This window comes from Plesiocystis pacifica SIR-1, from assembly GCF_000170895.1.
GTDB classification, from domain to species: Bacteria; Myxococcota_A; Polyangia; order Nannocystales; family Nannocystaceae; genus Plesiocystis; species Plesiocystis pacifica.
Map to the genome: position 1 here is coordinate 13365 of NZ_ABCS01000018.1, position 18400 is coordinate 31764.

Here is an 18400-nt window from a genome sequence, read left to right on the forward strand (position 1 = left end):
GCTGGCAACGAGGCGATGGCTGGTGGGACAAGCAGGTCGACACCCTCGTGAAGGGCCTCTATGCCGACCGCGTGGCCATCGACTACCTCCCTGACGCGAGCGCCAAGAAAGAGGGATTTGGTCAAAAGGGTGGTTTCGCCATCGCGCTCGCACTAAACCATTCGATGATCGAGGACTGGGTCCGCTTGATCGCGCGCCACGTCGCGGCCTGGTTCGATACCAAGAGCACAGACCAGCGCCACATCCGTTTCATCGTCGACGTCCCGGGCTCCGAGCGCCGTCTCGAGGTCGAGTGCTCTGGAGCCAACTTCGAACTCCACGACGTTGAACGTTCCATGCGCGCGCTGATCGAGTCTGCCATGTCGGGACCCGAGCGTCGCCCCCTGCGACCAGACATCCGCCTGGTGTTCCTCGCGGCCAACCCCTGGGGTAGCTCTCCCCTCAGCCTGGGTCGAGAGTACCAGCACATCCGCTCGGCCCTCGAGCGCTCCCCCCGATGGCCGCGACTCGATCTGCGTCCTTACTGGTGCGTGCGCCCACATGAGGTCAGCGAGCGCCTGCTCGAGCACAACCCCCGAGTCGTTCACTTTTGCGGTCATGGTAGCGAACGGGGAGAGCTGATCTTCGAAGGTCGCAATCGCGAACCTCAACCGGCAACGGCGGGCGCGGTCGCAGATCTGTTCGCGCAGCTGCGAGGGATCCAGTGCGTTGTTCTGAGCGCCTGCCACACCGACATCCAGGCCAAGGCCATCTCCCCTCACGTCGACTGGGTCGTGGGCATGCGAGGCGCCGTCCCGAGCGAGCTTGCGCTGGAGTTCAGCGCGAGCTTCTACAGGGCTCTTGCCCACGGCTACAGCGTCCCCGAGAGCGTCGGCTTGGCCTGCGCCCACACCCGACTCGCCGAGTTCGACAGCACTCTCTTCCCCGTTCTCCACCGCCGGACCGGCGTGGATCCAAACAAGCCGCTACTGGGCTGAACACAGCACCACAAAAAAGATGCAAAGTCATGTCTATCGATGATTTTTGGGATACGCGGGTCGTCAATGGCCCCGGCGTACAGGTCAAGGTCGAGTTCGGACAAGAGCCCCACGTGCCCCTAGTCCTGCTCGTGGATCGCTCCCACTCCATGATCTTCAACGACCATATCGGCGCGGTCAATCGCAGCCTACAAGCGTTTCGAGCCGACATCATGGAGGACCCCTTGGCTCGCAAGCGCCTCGATCTGTGCGTCATCAGCTTCAACCACGAGTGCGTGACCGAGAATCACTTCTGCTCAGCCCAGAACTGGCGTCCACCGACGCTCGTACCGGGCGGCGCGACCGGCATGGGCCAAGCCATCAAGGTCGGCCTCGAGACCCTTCGCGGTCGGCTGCAGCGCTACCGCCTCGATGGCGTCGACTGCTACCGCCCCTGGGTGATGCTCGTGACCGATGGGCTCCCCACCGACATGCAGCCCAACGATGCCCGCTGGATGGAGGTTCGCCAGCTGATTCAGGACGGCGAACAAAAAAGGCGCTTCATGTTCTTCAGCGTCGCCGTCCTGCCCGAGGCCATCCCTGCCCTGCGCCAGCTCGGCGCCCAACGACCGCCCCTACAGGTCCGCGAGGGCAAGATCCCAACCATGTTCAAGTGGCTCTCCGCCTCATTCTCGTCCATTTCTCGCTCCCAACTCGGCGCGCCGGTGTCCGGCATCACCGAGCCCACCGCGACGGAGACGGGCTGGGCTGACATCCCCTCACTCTGAACATCATGCCTATCAACAAAGTGACTGTGATGGCTGCTCTGCTCGGTGCATGCGCGCTCGGGCCGGGGAAGTTCGTCGACGACGAATTGACGCAGACTTTGACCAACGGAAACAAAGACGGGGTACACCCCGACGAATACGATGACGACCCGCCCGAGAGCGAGAGCCCGCCCCCCGAGGAAAAGGGGAACACACCACCGAGCGTAGAGAACGACGCGCACAAAGAGGACTCGCAACCGCCAGGCCATGCATTTTACCTTCGCGCCCGGACTGAGACGCCACACAGTTCACCATCTCCGGCCCGTTTCCCGTGGCTGCTCGGCTTCGGCATGGGCGTGGGCACCGTACTGTTGCTTCAGTCCTGGAGTCGACGTCGCAAAAGTCTTGCGTTTGACGAGAACCGGCGTCGAGATGGCGCCTCGAGGGCCTGGCAAGTCCCTCCGGACGCGCTCCAAGATCGGCTCACCGCGCTCCGAGAGCAGGTCGGAGCGACCGTTCTCGACCCTTTGTCTCTCTCGCTGAGAAGGCCAGACGAGGCCAAATCCCCACCGGTCGCCCCGAGCCTCACTCCAGATGACGAGACTCCCGCGAGGCAGCCCCCCCTCCCCGTGAAACCTCAGCCTGGTGCACGAGTGATCTATGATAGCCACCGCGAGCGAAATCACCACGCGACCGAACAAAGTTCGCTAGCGTGGTCCGAGCTGCCGACGGATAACCGTGTCAGCATCGACGCCCCCTTTCCCTATCGGGGCCATGTCCGGGGTACCACCCATCAGGCTGTCGCCGTGTCCGTCCGTGGACCAGGCCACTTCAAATCCAACCTCCCCTGTCAGGACGCGCTACGCATTCTGATGCTCAACGACGGCACGGTAGTCGCCGCTGTCGCGGACGGTCTAGGCTCAGCCCGCCACTCGGACGTGGGTGCGCGCCTGGCTGTCGACGCGGCGACGGACTTCGTGCTACGACAGCTTGAGCACGGATCTCTTGACGGTCCCGCCCTGATGCAGCGTGCCCTCGAGGCTACGCGAGCGCGAATTCACGAGTTCGCGCGTAGCTCAGGGGTCTCCTCCTCGACCCTGGGCAGCACGCTCTTGATCGCCCTCGTCCAAGGCCCGCGAGCGTTCACGGGCCACGCCGGCGACGGCGCCATCGTCAAGCGCATCGACGGCCAGTGGACCATCGCCTCGCCCCCAGAGGACACCCTCTACGTCAACTACGTTACCCCCGTGGGCTGCGATCGGGCCCCGTCCACCTGGCAGGTTTACACCCACTCCAGAGTCGAAGCGCTGGCCCTACTCTCCGACGGCCTCGAGCGGAGCGCGGTGCGTCGCAAAGCCAAGGGCTACGAGGTCAACGAGGATTTCTTTCGCCCGCTGCACGCGGCCCTGGCCGACGCCCCCGAACCCGAAGCGGGCGCGCGGTTGCTCGCCGAGACTCTCGACAGTCTCGCACTCAGGGCCGCCAACGACGACGACAAGAGCTTAGCGCTCATCTGGACGCCACCGTTGCGGAGTCACTGATTCATGCAAGCTCAGATCTACTACGACCAGCGAGGGCAAGCGCTCGAGCTCGGGCGCAAGCTGGGTGCGGGAGCCGAGGGGGCAGTGTACCGGGTCGTCGGTGCGACCAAGGGCTGCGTCAAGGTCCTTGCGCCCTCCAGGCGTACCACGGTCCACCACCGAAAGATCCGTGCGATGGTCGACGCTCGACCCGGCTCTGCGATCATGCAAGCGAGCACCTGGCCCATGGCGGCCATCTACGAGGACTCGGACTGCACCCTCTTCGCCGGCTTCGTCATGGCCCGCCTCGACATGCGGCTCTATGACGAACTCCACGAGGTCTGGGGAGGCACCAGTGCCCCCCCCCTCGCCCAACGCCTGGTGATCGCGCTCAACCTCGCCGCCGTAGTGGCTGAGGTCCACTCCGCGAGTCATCGCATTGGAGATCTGCGCGAGCGCAACATCCTCGTTAACCGAAGCTGTGAGGTGGTGCTCGTCGATTGTGACTCTTTCGAGATCTGGACCCACTCTGGGGAGGTTTTCTACAGCGGTATGGGTATCGGAGACTACCTCCCGCCAGAACTTCTACACTGGCTCGACGGGGGCCACAGCCTCGAGACAGTCGAGCGCTACTGGTCTGATCTCTACGCCTTGGCGGTGCTGATCTTCCAGCTTCTCATGGACGGCGTGCGTCCCTACTCGGCGACAGGACCAGGCATCACCCCCGAGCTAGCAACCTACCCCCCCAAGGTGACCTCTTGCACATATCCCTATGTCGACACCGGTGGGCGCTTTGCACCACCAACCTACGCTCCAGACATCGCCCTGATCCCGCCGCCGGTCCAGCAACTGTTCGCTTGTGCCTTCGTCACCGGACACTCCCATCCTGAGCTACGTCCGACGGCAGCGCAGTGGCGTGACTGCCTGGCCGAGGTAGTGGGGCAGCTTAGGCTTTGCTCGCAAAACCCCGTGCACCGCTACCCCGCGCACCTCAGCGCGTGTCCACTGTGTGCTGAGAGCCCCTCAGGCCCCTCGTCGGCTATCCAGTCATTCCCCCCCGAACCAACGCAGCCCTCATCAGGTACAACCGAACACTCCGATCGGGTCCTAGCGGTCATCTTCGCAGCGATGGCCGCCATCGCGGCCATCATCTACGCCTGCTCAACCATGCTCTGATCGCCTGTTAACCCGCGGGTGCTCGATACTGGGACAAGAAGGAGAAGAGCGAACGGGTCTCGGACTGGTGACTCTGGTGAACACTCGGGGTAGCAGGAGGACTGACAGGTAGGTGTCAGTCCGCCGTGAGTCAGGGTTCTCTTGGTTCGATGGAGTGACCCAGACCCATGCCAACCACCGGCGCGCTCGGCTTTTGGGCGACGGTCAGAGACGTGTGGCCCGAGACGAAAGAGCAGCGCTGCTGGTTCCACAAGTGGGGCAACGTGCTCGACAAGCTCCCCAAGCGGCTTCAGCCCAAGACCAAGAAGATGCTCCGGGAGATCATGTATGCGGACACCAAGAAGAACGCCAGCGCGGGCTTCGAGGACCAAGGGGCATCACCATGGCCTTCAAGCTGCTCGACATGGCCGAGCGGCGCTGGCGGAAACTCGACCGTCGCATGCTGCTGCCGCTCGTCCGAGAAGGCGTGAAATTCGTCGATGGGATCGAACACAACAACGCGAGGCGGAGGCCGCCTGATCATGCTGCTCGGCGATCTCCGATCCACAGGAATTGACAATATCTCCTCGCCACCCGCGATGGCCAGGTCGAGTGGCTCATGAACGGGACCGTACCCCCTGGCGCGCCTGAGCACGTACGTGGTCTGGCATCCCACGAAAGGCCTGGGCAAGCCGCTTGCGCTCAACGGTCGCCCCGGCTTCGACCGCTTCATAGTGATCGGGTCCACCCGCGACGAAGCGACCGTGATCGACCACCTTGGACTGAAGCGGAGCTTCGCTCAGGTCGCGGGCCTGAGCCGGGCGGGCAAGTTGTCCAAGAGCGCCATCGACGACGAGGAGACACAGCTGCCGGCTCGCTGGATCTCCGCAAACGTCATCCTCGAAGAAGTCGTGGGCTGAGGTCCGCAGCCCAGTCGAGCCCCAAGTTGTCCTTGCCAACGCGAGTTGATATCGTTGCCGCATCATGGTTCGCCATGGTCTACCCGTGCGTCTGCCGAATCACCTCGAAAACTCGATACGCTGCGGCAGCGTCGTACCAGTCGTTGGCCCAGGCCTGACACCGACGCCCGACATCCCGGAGCTGCTTGAGCAAGCGGCCACATGGCTCCATGCCAACCTCGAGGTCAATGAGAGCCGCAACATCAATACTCTCTGTCAACACCGTGAATTCGGTGAAGCCTTGCGCATCGCTCGTCGCACCATCGACCGCTGGACCGACTTTCTCGACGAACGTTACATGGGCTTCGAGCACTGGCAAGAGGCCAGCGCGTCAAGGGCCCTCAGGCCCGTTTGGCGACTCGGCAGTCCCCTCGTGGTAACGACCGCGTACGACATGTGGATCGAGCACATCTGCCCGGACTCGTCGCCCGAAAGCTACGTCGTTCCCCGGAGTTCCGCGCCGTGGCTCACTCGCCGACAGAGCGTGTGGCACATCAACGGTGTGGCGACGGATCCCGAAAGCATGGTGTTCGATTGTCTCGCCGATGAGTCCCTCGTGCACCCAACCCCTTCCTACGAGCGAGTGCTCAGGGCGTTCTGGTCGTTGATGGACTCTCGAACGCTGGTGTTTTTTGGCTTCTCCACCGATGACTTCCCCTCTCGCCAGCTGACCTGGTTGCTCGATAGGTTTGGGGCAGTCCGAGGTCCCCACTACGTTCTGGCCGACTTTAAACTCCCACAGCTAGCGAAAACCTCCGTTCGTTTCATTCCGATCGACGCGCTCGGCGGGGGCCTCGCCGCAGTGCTCGATGCGTTCGCACATCTCCACAACACGACGAGCAGCGGCCATGGATGACTTTGACCTCCCAGAGACCTTGCGTGACCGTCTCGTTGCTGGACGCGTGATCCCCATCGTCGGCCCGAGTTTCTCGACGTGCGTTCGCGATCGCAAGGGCCATCGCGTCATTCCGACATGGTCAGAGTTATTTCGACTCGCTACTGATCACATTCACCGTGAGAACGTAGAAGACAAGAAAGCTCTATACCTTCGCCGCGACCTAGACAAACTGCGAGATGTCCGTGACGATGAAACGCTCGCCGAGAGCACGAGAGCATCGATCATCAGCACCGCACGCTCGGGGTTTTACGCTGACCAAAACAGTGCTGCATGGAATGAATTCCTGAAGGAGCACCTGAGCCCGTGCGTCAATCGCACAGCGTGCTCCGGCCTCGAGCGTGCCCACCTGTGTTGGGCTCTGGGCTCGCCCATCATCGTCACGCTCGGACATGACCCCGTTCTCGCGGCAGCCTCGGGCGACAAAGTCTTCAGTCACGTCAAGCTCCCGAGCGCCGTCCTGAAGAGCCTCAACGTCAAGGGCTCACGCGCGACCCCGGACGAACGCAAGTCTCGGGACAAACGCGACCTGTGGCACGTGCTGGGTTCGGCGTCTACCCCGGAGCGCATAGAGCTGTTTCCGTCGGAATCCGACGGAGCAGATCCAGAGCGTTACGGGGACTTGAAAGACGTCATGGAGACGCGCACGGTTGTCTTGCTCGGGTTCTCGGATGAGTGCGACCGTGACTTTCTCGCGGCACATGTCAAGTGGCTCCACGGCGTCCTCAAGGGAAACGAGGAGACCTATTACGCTCTCGTGAACTACGAAACACGGGATGTCTTCGAGCGACTCGCGTCCAACCTCAACCTGAAATTCATCGACTTCGAAACACCCGAGCAAGAGCTCGAACTTCTCCGTAAGATGGAGAACTGCGTCAAGACCACCGCCAACTCGGACTCGGCCGATGCGAACCGAAAAATCAAACGATTTCCGAGGGGGATTCGACCGGATGCCAAGATTACGTATCAAAAGCTCTGGGCGCGGCTCTGTGAGGCCGAAGAGAACGCCAAAGCCGATGGTATCTCTCAAGAGCAAGAGCAAGAGTTCTCAGCCCGTATCCGCGAACTGAAGCGAGACATAGCGACCCTTGTAAGCCAGTGGCGCCAAGAACCTCTCGCGCCGAATGTCGAACTCGGATCGATCTACAAACTCGTCGAGATCATCGACGGGGGTGGTGACTTCTCGACGGTCTGGAAAGCTCTACGAGGTGATCAACCGGTCGCGTTGAAGGTCCTCAACACGGAACACTATCGCGACGCGTCCATTATTCGTGATTTCCGCAAGAGCGCAGAGTTGCTCAAACACGTCGGTAATAACGGTGGCGCGGCCAACCTGGTCGCGCTGGTGGAGAGGTATGATGAACCACTGTCGGGGTACTGGCTGTACGCGATGCGCCACTACCCAGAGGGCGATCTCAAGGCTGCTATCCAGAACAATCGTTTGCGCCTCCGAGAGATCATCGATGTATGCAAGGACGTCGGCCAGGCTCTCATCTACCTACATGAGCGGCGCATCTATCACCTCGATGTTAATCCACCCAACATCCTACTCGACCGAGACACCAGTGGTCGCTGGGTTGGTTACCTCGCGGACATCGATATCGCGCAGGAATTGAATGAGCGGACAAAGCGCCAGGGCCTGATCGGCAAGTTCCCGTTTATCGCACCAGAGTTGCACCGGCCCGGCACCGAGCGCCGCGATCCTCGTCGAGATGTATTCTCCCTGGCGGCGACGATCGTCTGCTGCGTCAATGGTAACCCGCCTGGTCTGCACAGTGAAGCGGGCCTGGCTGCGGCGATCGCCAAGTCGCCCGTTCACCTCCGGGCGGCGCTGACCAAGGGGTGCGCGTCCGATCCAGATAAACGGTTCCCGTCGATTCGCGAGTTTCTCGACGCGCTCGATAACAGCACGCCCGAAAAAATGCTCGACGCGGTGCTCGCTGACAACGAAGCAAACCAGGGGAAGCTCTTTGTCTCAAGTTCCGACACCGGCCGCTCGACCCAACTCGATGCATGCGCGTATGCGTTTACTGCCGCTGACGCCGTCGGTGATATTTGGGATGCGCCATTTGAGGCTATCGCAGAGCGGGTGAAAGAGGCTCCCGGGGCAGACTTTTCTGCCCAGTTTCTCGGCATCGTTCACACGTTTCGACGCGCGGCCTATCGAGAGGGCGCGAGTTCGGTCACGCCTGAAAGCGCTATTGTCGAGTTCGTCGGTGCCCTCCGTGGCTTGTCGCAGCGACTTGTCGTCGCTGATGCGAGCTCCGACCTGCTCGTATTCAGCCAGTTCATCCTCGGGCTGGGTTTTTGCGAAGCGATGATGTACGTGAGCGCACGCTTTGTCGATCAGTTGGGCAACACGGCTACGAGCTACATCACGAGGATGGGTATGAACGCTCTCGACTCCTATGTCAAAGGTCTACACGACGCGTTCACCGTGCATGGAAAAATCGTGAGCTACCTGCGGGTGTGGTTTAGGGCGAAGCGGCGAAGTGAGGTATGGGGAGAAATCGATGAATTTTGGCACAAGAAATCGGGTGCTCCGCTACGCGAAGCGATCCTGCATACGGTGAGTTTCCGCCCCTTCGATGTCGGACGTCCACAGACGATCATTCTGGGCCAAGTCATGCACTGGGAGGGGTGGGGGGGGACGGGGGAGTTTTTCCGCAGCTATGTAGCAACATACAGCCGCAGCCCGATTTGTCGTTTTTTGACCGAAAACGTTGAGCACACTTTCGACTGGCACCAGAAGGAGCAGTCGGACTCGAGCGTGAACTTCTCTCACCGCAAAAACTTCTTCGCTTCCGCTGCGGTCAAGGCGGGCGACTACGCTGCCGGATGCGCCGCGGTGCTCATCTGCGCGGAACTCGGGCGGCCGGGACCGACGACGAATGTAGTGCGAATTTGGGGAGACGCCGTCGGACCCAAACGCGTCGCCGAAGGACGGCTAATGGAGAACATCTGGCTATACCGGCAACGGCGTAGCGACGAAAGCCCGCTGATATTCGACGTCACCGTGACGGATGGGTCCTGGCCCAGCCTTAAGTCCGTCGAGACGCTTGAGCCTCGCACACAGCTCTACAGGGAAAACCGCACGGTCCTCTGGCGCGATCTCAACCTCGCGTTCCCCGGCGAGCCTCGCAAACCCGGGAACCGATGGACTCCCGCGCCGAACTCATTCGACTGCTACTCGTGCGCTTTTAGTCTCCACCAGGTCGCCGATCGGTTTACTCAGCAGGAGCGAATCACTGCGATCCTCGCATTCGCAACTCGCATCGTTCGCTCGGGAGGCGTGCTGTGCATTCCCGACGTGGGGTTCGGCCGCTTCTTACAGGTGTTCTTGTTGCCGACCAACGTCGTCGACCGCGAGGGCGGCTGGGGCGGAGATGTCTTCTCGCTCACCAACCCCGGTTCGACCACGGATGACCACAGGTGGCGGCGGTTCGTGGACGTCGCCTCGACTGACGACGAATACGGAAGCTACATCGAGCCGGGACTTGACGACTCACGGGCGGTCAAGGTCCCTCTGCCGTTGCTCAATCTCGCCCGCGGAACTCCAAACTTTCTGTACCAGAAAGGCCTGGAGATCTACAAGACGACTCCTTACCTCGTCGTCTCGATGTCGTTGCGAGAGTTGTACGCGCTGGACGAGAGTTGGCTGAAAGCGATGCGAGAGGACGAGGACAACACGACGACCGGGCGCATGCGAACGGACGCCCGGGCGCGCGTGATCAACGAGCGACTCACGGCGTGGAGCCCGGCCGCGCGCGATATAGTGGCGGAGGTTCCGAGCAAGGTCTGGGAGCTCGGATACGAACTGGCAGTCAGCGATGGCTGATCGCGAACAGGATCGAAGGACATGCCCCCACTCTCGTCAAGCCCGCTCCCACAATCGCTATGCAAAGCACTCACGGCGCGTACGATCGTCGCCGTGGTCGGTCCAACCATGACGCCATTCCCCGATCCGCTTGAGTTTATCGGATTGGCGATCGCTAAGCTACGCAAGGAAAAATTCGAACTCGAGAAGCGCGCGCATAAGGCCGCAGCAATGCTCGAGATCGGGCCCGAACTTCACGCTCGGGTTGCTCGTAGCGTGCGCGAGGGCCTGCAGTCGACGTCGGCGTGGGAGGATCTCGTCGTCGAGATTCTCGACGCGGAAGTCCCCGTGGCAAGCCCGGAGCTGCGCTGGATCTGGCGGATGAGCCCCTCGCTCATCATCACGACCAACCACGATCGCAGCCTCGCCGAGAGCAGCCCTAGCGACTGTGACTCGTGGTCGACTCGGCCTGACATCTCTGTGCTGAATCTCCGACGTCCTGTCGTCTGGCACCTTAACGGGATGGGTCAAAAGCCCAGCGAGGTGGTGCTTGCTCCTGAGCTGAGTGGCGTGCTGGAGGGACTCTCTCCCAGCGACGCCCACTACGATGCTCTCCGCTCACTGCACCTACTCATGCGAGAGCGGACGCTGCTGCTCGTCGGGTATGACGAGCGAAATCCGCCGCCCTTTTCCCTGCTGGAGTGGATCCACGAGCGCTACGGCAGCCTCGGAGCGCATTTCATCTTGACGCACGAAGACGACCCGCATCTCACGCGGGCTCGGAAGCTCGGATTGAGGCCCCTGTTCGCAGCGAAGTTCGGTGGCGTGTACCGGGCACTAGCGATCTGTGCGCACGAGGTCCCACAGCCCGAAGGTACTCCCGAGACACAGGTTGAGCTGGAACCGCTGCCATGGCCAGAAAACGAAGACCGGATCCTCGTCATCTACAAGTTCCAGCCTGGGCTGAAGATCGATCTCGAAATCAGCATGCTCGAAGATGTGCTCGGGACCATTGATGGTGTCGAGGTCGAGGCGCCTCGAGCGATGCAACCCATCAACGTGCTCTCCACGATTCGCCAATACGACCCAACGGTTTTGCACTTCAGCGGTCACGGCGAGAACGGCTCCGACGGACATATCGGGATCGTACTGTCTTCGGCAGACGGAGAGGACGAACTCCTCGATCTCGAGGCTCTCGCTACGCACCTCGCCAAACTCGCGCGCGCCAAGTACAAGCGTGTAAAACTCGTGTTCCTCAACATGTGCTACGCTGGCGCCTTGGCTAAAGACATGCTCGCCTTCGCCGACGTCGTGATTGGGACTCGTTGGAAACTCCACAGTCTGGCGGCGCGGGAACTGGCGAGGTTATTTTATGAGGCCGCGGGTGAACCTGGCGTCAGCCTAGCCCAGGCCTTTCGAGAGACTGTCGATCGCAGTGACCTGGCCCAGCGAAACAACCTCGACCTGCAGCTGACGGCTCGCCCCGGTGTAGCCGAGAAGACCTACATCGGGTCGAGCGTGCTGCCCTACTCCAAATGAGTCGCCCCCGCGAAGGTGCGTATCCCGCAGGACTTGGGCAGTCGTTCCGGCCGAGATCTGGGCACCCAGTCCGAAAAAACCGTCACCCCCCTTGCAGGACGACTTTCGCGGAGGCCCAGCGTGTAGGCTGCCGTCCGCCTCCGCCGGAGTACACGTTCTTCGCTAGCTCGCCCGCGCGCGCCCTTTCAATCATATCCGCGAACCCCTGACGCAGCTCCAACTGCTCGACCACTGTCAACTCCATGCGCGTCGCGCCGACTGCCACGAAGCGATCGAAGCCAGGCGTGCCGTTGAGGACGAAGGGCCTACCGAGCTCATCGGGGTGCCAAAACACGTGCGTGCCAAAACGTGGTACCGCCTCGCTTCCGAGCCACTCGACCTGGCCGTCGCGGGCGACATTGAGCACGCTGACGTGGAGCGGGTAGCACGAACGATTGAAGACTTTGACGCAAAAATGGGTCCCCATGTCGGTTCGGTAGCGTCCCTCCCCGTCAATGTCGATCTGGGGGAGATCGGGATCCTGGACGTCATCAACCTGGATTTCGGCTCGAAGCAGCTGGAGTTCGAGTCCTTCGGAGATCGAGTTGGGAAGACTCGCCACCCCGTCAGCGAGCTGCAAAGGCGCGCGGTAGCGCTGGTAGTGAGCCAGGACGTGAACCGCGACGTCGGTTTCGAAGCGCGAGAGCTCGTAGTCGCCGTCCGAAGCCAGGCCGAAGAGCTCGTCACACAAGACCCACTGGCCAGTCTCGGCGTCCTCTACGACGCGCACGGGCGCATTGACGTCTTCGGACACCATATCCGTAAGGTGCTTCGCCAGCTCCGAGCGAAGCTCCGCGACCCGCTCTGGGGATCCATGCAGCGACAGACGCAGCACAGGCTCGCCATACCGCACGACGCGACAGCGAGGTCGTTGCGGCCAGGAGAAGTCAGCGACGGCCGTGGCGATGGCCTGCGTCGGGTTCGCCTCTTCGACGCAGAGGGTTCCGACCCGGGCCGCGTCGTCGGCCCTCGAGTCGACCCGGGGCAGACTGTGCGGTTCGGATCCATACACGCCGATCTGGGTTCCACGAGTGATGTTCAAGAGCGTGCCGGCGAAGACCTCGTACCGACCAGCCTGCGGCTGCACACGCAACCCTCCGGGCTCGCGGGCCAAACCTAGGCCAAAGATGCGTCGCTCACTGTCGCCGATCAGCCACGGCTGCTGCTTGCCCTCGAGGTTGCCGTCGATCTCCGGCCACAGCTCTCGCCAGCTGCACTCGCGGTGGTCCTCGGGGGCGAGCTTGCGCAGAGCGTTGGTCAGTGCTCGGGTCAACTTGCCCATGGATCGACCGTCCGAGAGCCTGGTCTCCTCGGCTTCCTGGTCCGCGCGGCATGCGGCGACGATTAGCGGGGCAGAACCGACGTCCAGACCAATTCCACGCTGGGGGTGGCGCACGTGCTCGGGCAAGTCCTTGGCCGTGATCGGCGGCAGTGGACAGCTACGCACCGTAGCCCCTCGCGCGGCGCCACCTGAGTGGCAGCAGTCGAGGATGATGGTGAGGTTCCGAGTGCGGCGAGCGATCGCGGCCAGTCGACGGTTGAGTTCGACATCGTAGATTTGCCCATCCCGCTCGCGGTAATCGACGGGCAAGATGTACTCCTTCGCGTAGCGGTTGCGCTCGCCCTCGACGACCTGCATGCCGCCGTGACCCGAGAAGTGGATGACTACGCGATCTTCCGAGGTCACGCTCGCGCTGGCGAGGTGCGCGAGCGCGTCGCGGATGTTCCTGGCTGTGGCCGGGGTGGCATCCGGGAGGTCATGGTGCCCGGGGTGGGCTGACGCGAGGAGGGTGATCTCCTCCTCGTCGACGGCGTAGTGCTTGCGCAAGACCTCGGCAACCTCGAGGGTGTCGTTGACGCATCCGCGCAACGGGCGGGTGGCGTAGGCGTCGACGCCGATGAGCAACACGTGGTTGCGCCCAGCTCGATCGCTCGTGCGATTGTCGATGGCCTCGACCTCGGCCCTCAGATCCGCGTCGTCACTCGGCGGGCCGCCGTCCCCCGGAGGCCCAGTGACGCCGCGCACTCCCGAGGGGACGTGGACGCTGGCTCGCGCATCCGCAAGCTTGTTGCCCAGGCGCCCGACCCGAGCCCTGGCTTCCTTCTTTGTGAAACATCCGTCTTGCTGGATGACCAGCCGGAGTGCCCTAAATCGATCGAAGAGGGTGTTGCCAGATCCCGCGCGCAGACTGTCAAGGGCCTGGGCGCGGGTCTTTTGCTGATGCTGAACGTCGGCGATGAGGTTGTCGATGTCGGCCTCCAGCCCGCGCTCGAGGCCAAACCACGGTCGACGGCCTGGGTAGAACGTCTGCCGCCGAATCCGGAGCAGCACCCAGACGCCGTCCTCAAGCACCTCGCCATCAAAGAGCGGCAGCGTGAACCCGCCCTTCGCCGCGATCTTCAGTTTGCCCTCGTCAAGCGAGCTACCACGATGAAACAACACGTGAGTGCTATCCGCGCGGAGCTGATCCGGGCGGAGGTTGAGCTCGAGCCCGTCTAGGCTGAACAGGTTCTTGGTCTTGGCTGAGGATTGGGTCAGCTCGGATAGCGAGGCGACGAGATCGCCCGCTGCAGCCCCCAGCACCCGCTGCGGCCCGGTTGGCGTCGCGGTCTGAACCATGCCCGCGGCGATCCCCAGGCTCGCGCGAGATGCTCCCTTGAGCATAGTAGCGATCGCTGTGTCGTGCTTGATCGCAAACAGCGAGACGTTGAGGGTGAGCGTACCGCCACAGTAGTTGCGGTCTGGGAGAACGGGTCGATCGAAGATCGGGGCAGTTCTCCCGTCGCCACGCAGCTCGAAGGTCCCGAGGCCGGCCTGATAGCGCTCTCCGCCGACGCTGATGTCGATCATACCCGATGCGATCCAGGACCGCAGCCAGCTGTCGCTCTCGTTGAGAAACCCGGTCACCGCGTCGACGGCTAGGTAGTGGTGGTTCTCCTGTAAGATCCCCTGGTCCGCGCTGGAGTCGGGAATGCAGTAGATGTGAAAGTCGCCGTCGCCGGCGGTTGCGGGCTTCTTGGTCATGGTTTGCTCTTAGCAATCGGACGAAAGCGGTGCACCCGCCCCTGCGAGGTCGAACTCGAACTTGTAGATCCGAAACAGGACGTCCGCAGTCGGTCGAGCCCCACCGAGGGCGTTGCGAGCGAACGAGGGGGGCTTGAGCGGGTCCGTCCAGGAAAACCGGTTGACGCCGCGCTGCTCCCAGCTGCGCAGGTCGACCTGCTTGTCGGTCAAAATGACCATGATCGTGAACGGCAAGGGCGCGTCGGTTGACAGGATCGAGCGAGACGGTCGACGCAGCTCGATGCCGCGTACCCGCTGCTCGCCGCTTCGCTGACCGAGCCTGTAGATCTCGCGCGCGCGAATCTCCACGCCGCCCCCCTGCGCCCGGGACAACAGCTCGATCCGCGCATTGGGGTGGATGCAAAACACGCTGGCGTGGATGTCGAGCCGCGGCTCGATGATCATCGAGATCGCTTCACCGTCGACGAGGGTCGGACGCGCCTCGCTCAGCTCCTGCAGTCCGTCTGCGCGGACGCGGGCGAGCTGTGGCTCGCAGTCTGGATCCAGCCTGCCACCGCAGAGGTTGGCGAGCGTGTTGGCGCGACCGATGCGGTAGGCGGCTTCGGCGAAGTGTTGGGCGAGGTGGCGGGCCCCCTGTGGCAGCTTCCCGGGCATGAAGGTCCGGGGGACGTCGAAGCCGAACTCGCCGAGAAACAGCTGCAGCTTGTGGTCCGCGAGTTGGAGGCAGGCAATCGCCGAGCTGGCTGGGTCAGGCTCACGGCTCGGAGTCAAACCCACGGCCCTTACGCGAGCCTCAAGCAGATCGCGCTCGGCCTCGCTAGTGAAGCCGCGCAGCTCTACGAAGCCGCGAGACTCGCCAAAAGTAATGGGTCGCGCTCGCGTTCCAGGGGCGATCCGCTCGACATCAAGCTTGGGTTTGATCGTGGCAAAGGAACTGCGGACTGTGTCGACCTCACACGCGGAGATGATCTCCTCGTTGCCCCTGTGTCCGAACGAGACAAGCTCGTAGCGATCCCCGGGGCGAAGATCTGCGAGCGCGCCCCCCACGAGGTACACGCGACCGCTGCTGATGTCGACATCGACCGCGCCGAGTTCTTCACGCTCATGGAGGCTAAACAGGAACCGCCGATAGGGGCCCTCCACCGACACGAGCTGATCGTGGCCCGAGCGGCGCGGTGTCATACGAATCATTCGACCGACGTCTTGCCAGGTGGTGTGGGTCGGGTCGATCCGCGACAGCACGTCGTGCAGTGCGAGGGTCATGGCCCCCGCGGCTTCGTGGCCGCAATCCGAGTGGTTGCAGGCCGTCTCGTAAGCCTTGCCGTTGGCTGAGGACGCCAGCAGCTGGACCGCGTGCGGATTGGCTTCGGCCGCGCGGGTGTCCTCACCGAAACCTCGCTTGCGTAGGGTCTCGAAGTACTTCGAGGCCGCGCGCGCCCAGCGGCCCTTGCTCTCGTGGTAGCGGGTCGGCCGGTACCGGGACGTGTCCTGCCACTCGATCTTCTCCTCGGCCGGGTCATCCTCGCTCTTGCGAAACACCCGGCCGGCGAAGCAGCAGTCCATGATCACCGTGACGTTGGGGCTCTTCTTGGTTAGCCGGGCGAGCTTGAGGGACAACTCCGTGTTGGTGAAGCCGCGAAAGTCTCCCTCGGTGGACTCGGGAAAGTCGCTGGGGACCAAGAACCGGTAGTACGAGTCCTCCCCGGTGCCGGTGAGCTTGGCCCCGAGCGGCTCGACCTTGGAGCCGTGGCCCGAGTAGTAGAAGACGACGATGTCTCCGGGCCGGGTATCGGCGACCAGCTGGTCGAGGGCCGAGACGATGTCATTGCGCGTCGCCGGACAGATCGAAGTGATGTTCGAAAACTCGTGCTCGCGCAGCGCGGCCGTCATCAGCTCGATGTCGTGCTCAACCCCGCTGAGATCTTCCGCGGGGGCACCCAGTAAAAGTGCGCGCTTGGTGCTCGGTTTGGCGGTCATGCGCTCTCCGGGTCTGGGTAGAGTCGGGGGTTTGACTCCGAGCCGGGGTTCTTGATGCGAGTGAACAGCCGCCCGAGCTGGTGCGCGCAATACAGGTCTCCCCCGGTCCCATAACCCAGCAGGAAGCCCTCGACATAGGCGGTGAGCTCCGCGGGCTGCACATCGGGGCTCTTGAAGCCCACACAAGAGGTTTCGGCATGGGGCGTCCGGCTGAGCTGCTCGGCCAACTCACTGGTGTTCGACGATACCAGGATGAAGCAGCACGACTCCAAGTTCGCGGCTTTGATGCACGCGTTGAGGTACCTGTGGTCAATCAGCGGGACGCCCGACACCTCGTTCGAGCGCGTATCGAACCCAACGCCGTCACAGACACCACTGATGACGATAATCTTCGGCCCCGCCGCGGACGAGGCGCGAGCCGTGCGAAGATGGTGATCGAGCTGCTTAGGGGACACGTTCCACTCGAAAGCGAGCTCTAGCGTGGGTCCGACCAGGCGGGCCACGCGGCGTGCACGAAGGACCTCTTCGGCGTAGTCAAGCTGCGCGGCCCGCTGAGGGGGCTGGAGCAGGAAGTACTGCACGGAGACGATCGGCTTGGGTTGTTGTGACCGACCGCGCAGAGGCCGGCCGGTCAAGCACTCATGCGCGTCCGCGCCGCTGATGTACGTGCTCGCTTCCTCGAAGGCGGCGCGGCTGTCGGCGGTCCGCCCGCGAACATCGTAGAACTTCGTGACGAAGGCCTCGCGCTCAAAGTCGACGCTCTCGCGTCCGAGCACGATGACGTGCTTGGCCGGGAGTCGACGCTTGTCGACCCTGGCGGTATCCACCCTCGACCACAGCAGCATGCACTCCGCGGAGCCTCCGCTTGCATGAGCGACGAGGCGAAACAAATCGTCGAGCACAATCGGTGGCGGGGAGGTCGCAGGGTCGCCGAGCACGAGCTCGTGGCCGGTCTCCGTGGCCATGGCGTGAAGGTGTATGATCTGAGGCCGGTGCTCGAAGATCGTCGCATATAGCTCCTCGATGCTCGGCTCGATAGCCTCGACCAGGTTTGCGGCCTCGTGCTGTTGCAGCCCTTGTTTGATCGAGAACAGCTCGCGCCCGAGCTGAGCGACGGCCAGGTTGTCCACACCGCGTACACCGGCGAAGATCCCCAGAACCTCTAGCGCCGCGCGGCGGCCGAGGCTCGCCAGCAGATCATCGATGGATAGGCGTCGAAGGCTGCTCGACTCCGGGAACGAGCAGGGGCGCACGTCGGCAGTCTCGTCGCCAAGCCCGAGTGCGGCCTCACCCTCGGCGAAGGCCAGGGCCAGGAGCTGGGGGGGCATGAAGGCCGCGCGGTACCAGGCCTCGAAGAATTTGGTGGCGCAGTCACCATCGAGCTCGCCGTCGAAGCCAATCGTGACCGTTGCGTACGGTGAGATGGCTTCGGCTTGTGAACGGGAATTGCACGCGCTCAGCAGGACACACGGAACGCGGCGCTCTGCGAACACCTTGGCGAGCGCCTCGGGTCTGGGAGCCCGGGATCCGTTTGGAACAGCGAACTCGACTCCGGACTCGCTGCCGTGGGTCGCTATGTGCACAATCAGCAGCCGCTTGTCCGCGAGCAGCGCGAGGAGCTCCTCGGCCTGCACGCCGAACCGAGACTCGACCTCGGGGCGCCGGTCCCCATCCAGTCGCTCGAGGACCTTGTTGATGGCTTCGAGTTCCTGCCGCTGATCCGGCGCCTCGACCGGGGCCAAGTAGAGGAT

At 63.0% G+C, this 18400-nt stretch carries 11 protein-coding genes and 1 pseudogene; 9 read left to right on the top strand and 3 right to left on the bottom strand.

Annotated elements, in window-relative coordinates:
* Window positions 1-71: 71 nt before the first annotated feature.
* The 9 genes and pseudogenes from PPSIR1_RS11510 (at window position 72) to PPSIR1_RS11550 (ending at window position 11608) form a co-directional block, all read left to right on the top strand.
* Window positions 72-977, top strand: a complete 906-nt coding sequence (locus PPSIR1_RS11510; protein WP_157595444.1) for a CHAT domain-containing protein — start codon at window positions 72-74, stop codon at window positions 975-977.
* 149 nt (window positions 978-1126) lie between these two features.
* Complete coding sequence (locus PPSIR1_RS11515; RefSeq protein WP_157595445.1) at window positions 1127-1744, top strand: vWA domain-containing protein; 618 nt, start codon at window positions 1127-1129, stop codon at window positions 1742-1744.
* Window positions 1745-2073: 329 nt separating this feature from the next.
* Window positions 2074-3264, top strand: a complete 1191-nt coding sequence (locus tag PPSIR1_RS50740; RefSeq protein ID WP_269744702.1) for a PP2C family serine/threonine-protein phosphatase — start codon at window positions 2074-2076, stop codon at window positions 3262-3264.
* Between the two features lie 225 nt (window positions 3265-3489).
* Window positions 3490-4419, top strand: a complete 930-nt coding sequence (locus tag PPSIR1_RS11525; RefSeq protein WP_198154493.1) for a hypothetical protein — start codon at window positions 3490-3492, stop codon at window positions 4417-4419.
* A gap of 179 nt (window positions 4420-4598) precedes the next feature.
* Window positions 4599-4938, top strand: a pseudogene (locus PPSIR1_RS51190) (transposase); the annotation flags it as partial.
* 119 nt (window positions 4939-5057) lie between these two features.
* The gene (locus PPSIR1_RS11535) at window positions 5058-5318 is read left to right on the top strand and encodes a hypothetical protein (protein WP_157595448.1); all 261 of its coding nucleotides are present in this window, start codon (window positions 5058-5060) and stop codon (window positions 5316-5318) included.
* 85 nt (window positions 5319-5403) lie between these two features.
* Window positions 5404-6213, top strand: coding sequence for an SIR2 family protein (locus PPSIR1_RS11540; RefSeq protein ID WP_157595449.1), 810 nt, complete (start codon window positions 5404-5406; stop codon window positions 6211-6213).
* Window positions 6206-10090, top strand: a complete 3885-nt coding sequence (locus PPSIR1_RS11545; protein WP_157595450.1) for a serine/threonine-protein kinase — start codon at window positions 6206-6208, stop codon at window positions 10088-10090. Before PPSIR1_RS11540 ends, PPSIR1_RS11545 begins: the two co-directional genes overlap by 8 nt.
* A 93-nt stretch (window positions 10091-10183) precedes the next feature.
* Window positions 10184-11608, top strand: coding sequence for a CHAT domain-containing protein (locus tag PPSIR1_RS11550; RefSeq protein WP_198154494.1), 1425 nt, complete (start codon window positions 10184-10186; stop codon window positions 11606-11608).
* An 82-nt stretch (window positions 11609-11690) separates the two neighbouring features.
* On the opposite strand, the gene PPSIR1_RS11555 is transcribed toward PPSIR1_RS11550, so the two are convergent.
* Genes PPSIR1_RS11555 through PPSIR1_RS11565 form a run of 3 tightly spaced genes read right to left on the bottom strand, consistent with a single transcriptional unit; the run spans window position 11691 to window position 18391 of the window.
* Window positions 11691-14672 (bottom strand): caspase family protein, encoded by a 2982-nt coding sequence (locus PPSIR1_RS11555; RefSeq protein WP_006971234.1) that lies wholly within the window; start codon window positions 14670-14672, stop codon window positions 11691-11693.
* A gap of 9 nt (window positions 14673-14681) precedes the next feature.
* Window positions 14682-16649 carry a caspase family protein gene (locus tag PPSIR1_RS11560; protein WP_086001237.1) on the bottom strand — a complete coding sequence of 656 codons (1968 nt, stop codon included), beginning with the start codon at window positions 16647-16649 and terminating at the stop codon, window positions 14682-14684.
* Entirely contained in the window at window positions 16646-18391 is a 1746-nt protein-coding gene (locus PPSIR1_RS11565; RefSeq protein WP_006971236.1) for a hypothetical protein, read from the bottom strand. The genes PPSIR1_RS11560 and PPSIR1_RS11565 overlap by 4 nt, the downstream gene beginning before the upstream one ends.
* Window positions 18392-18400: the final 9 nt, after the last annotated feature.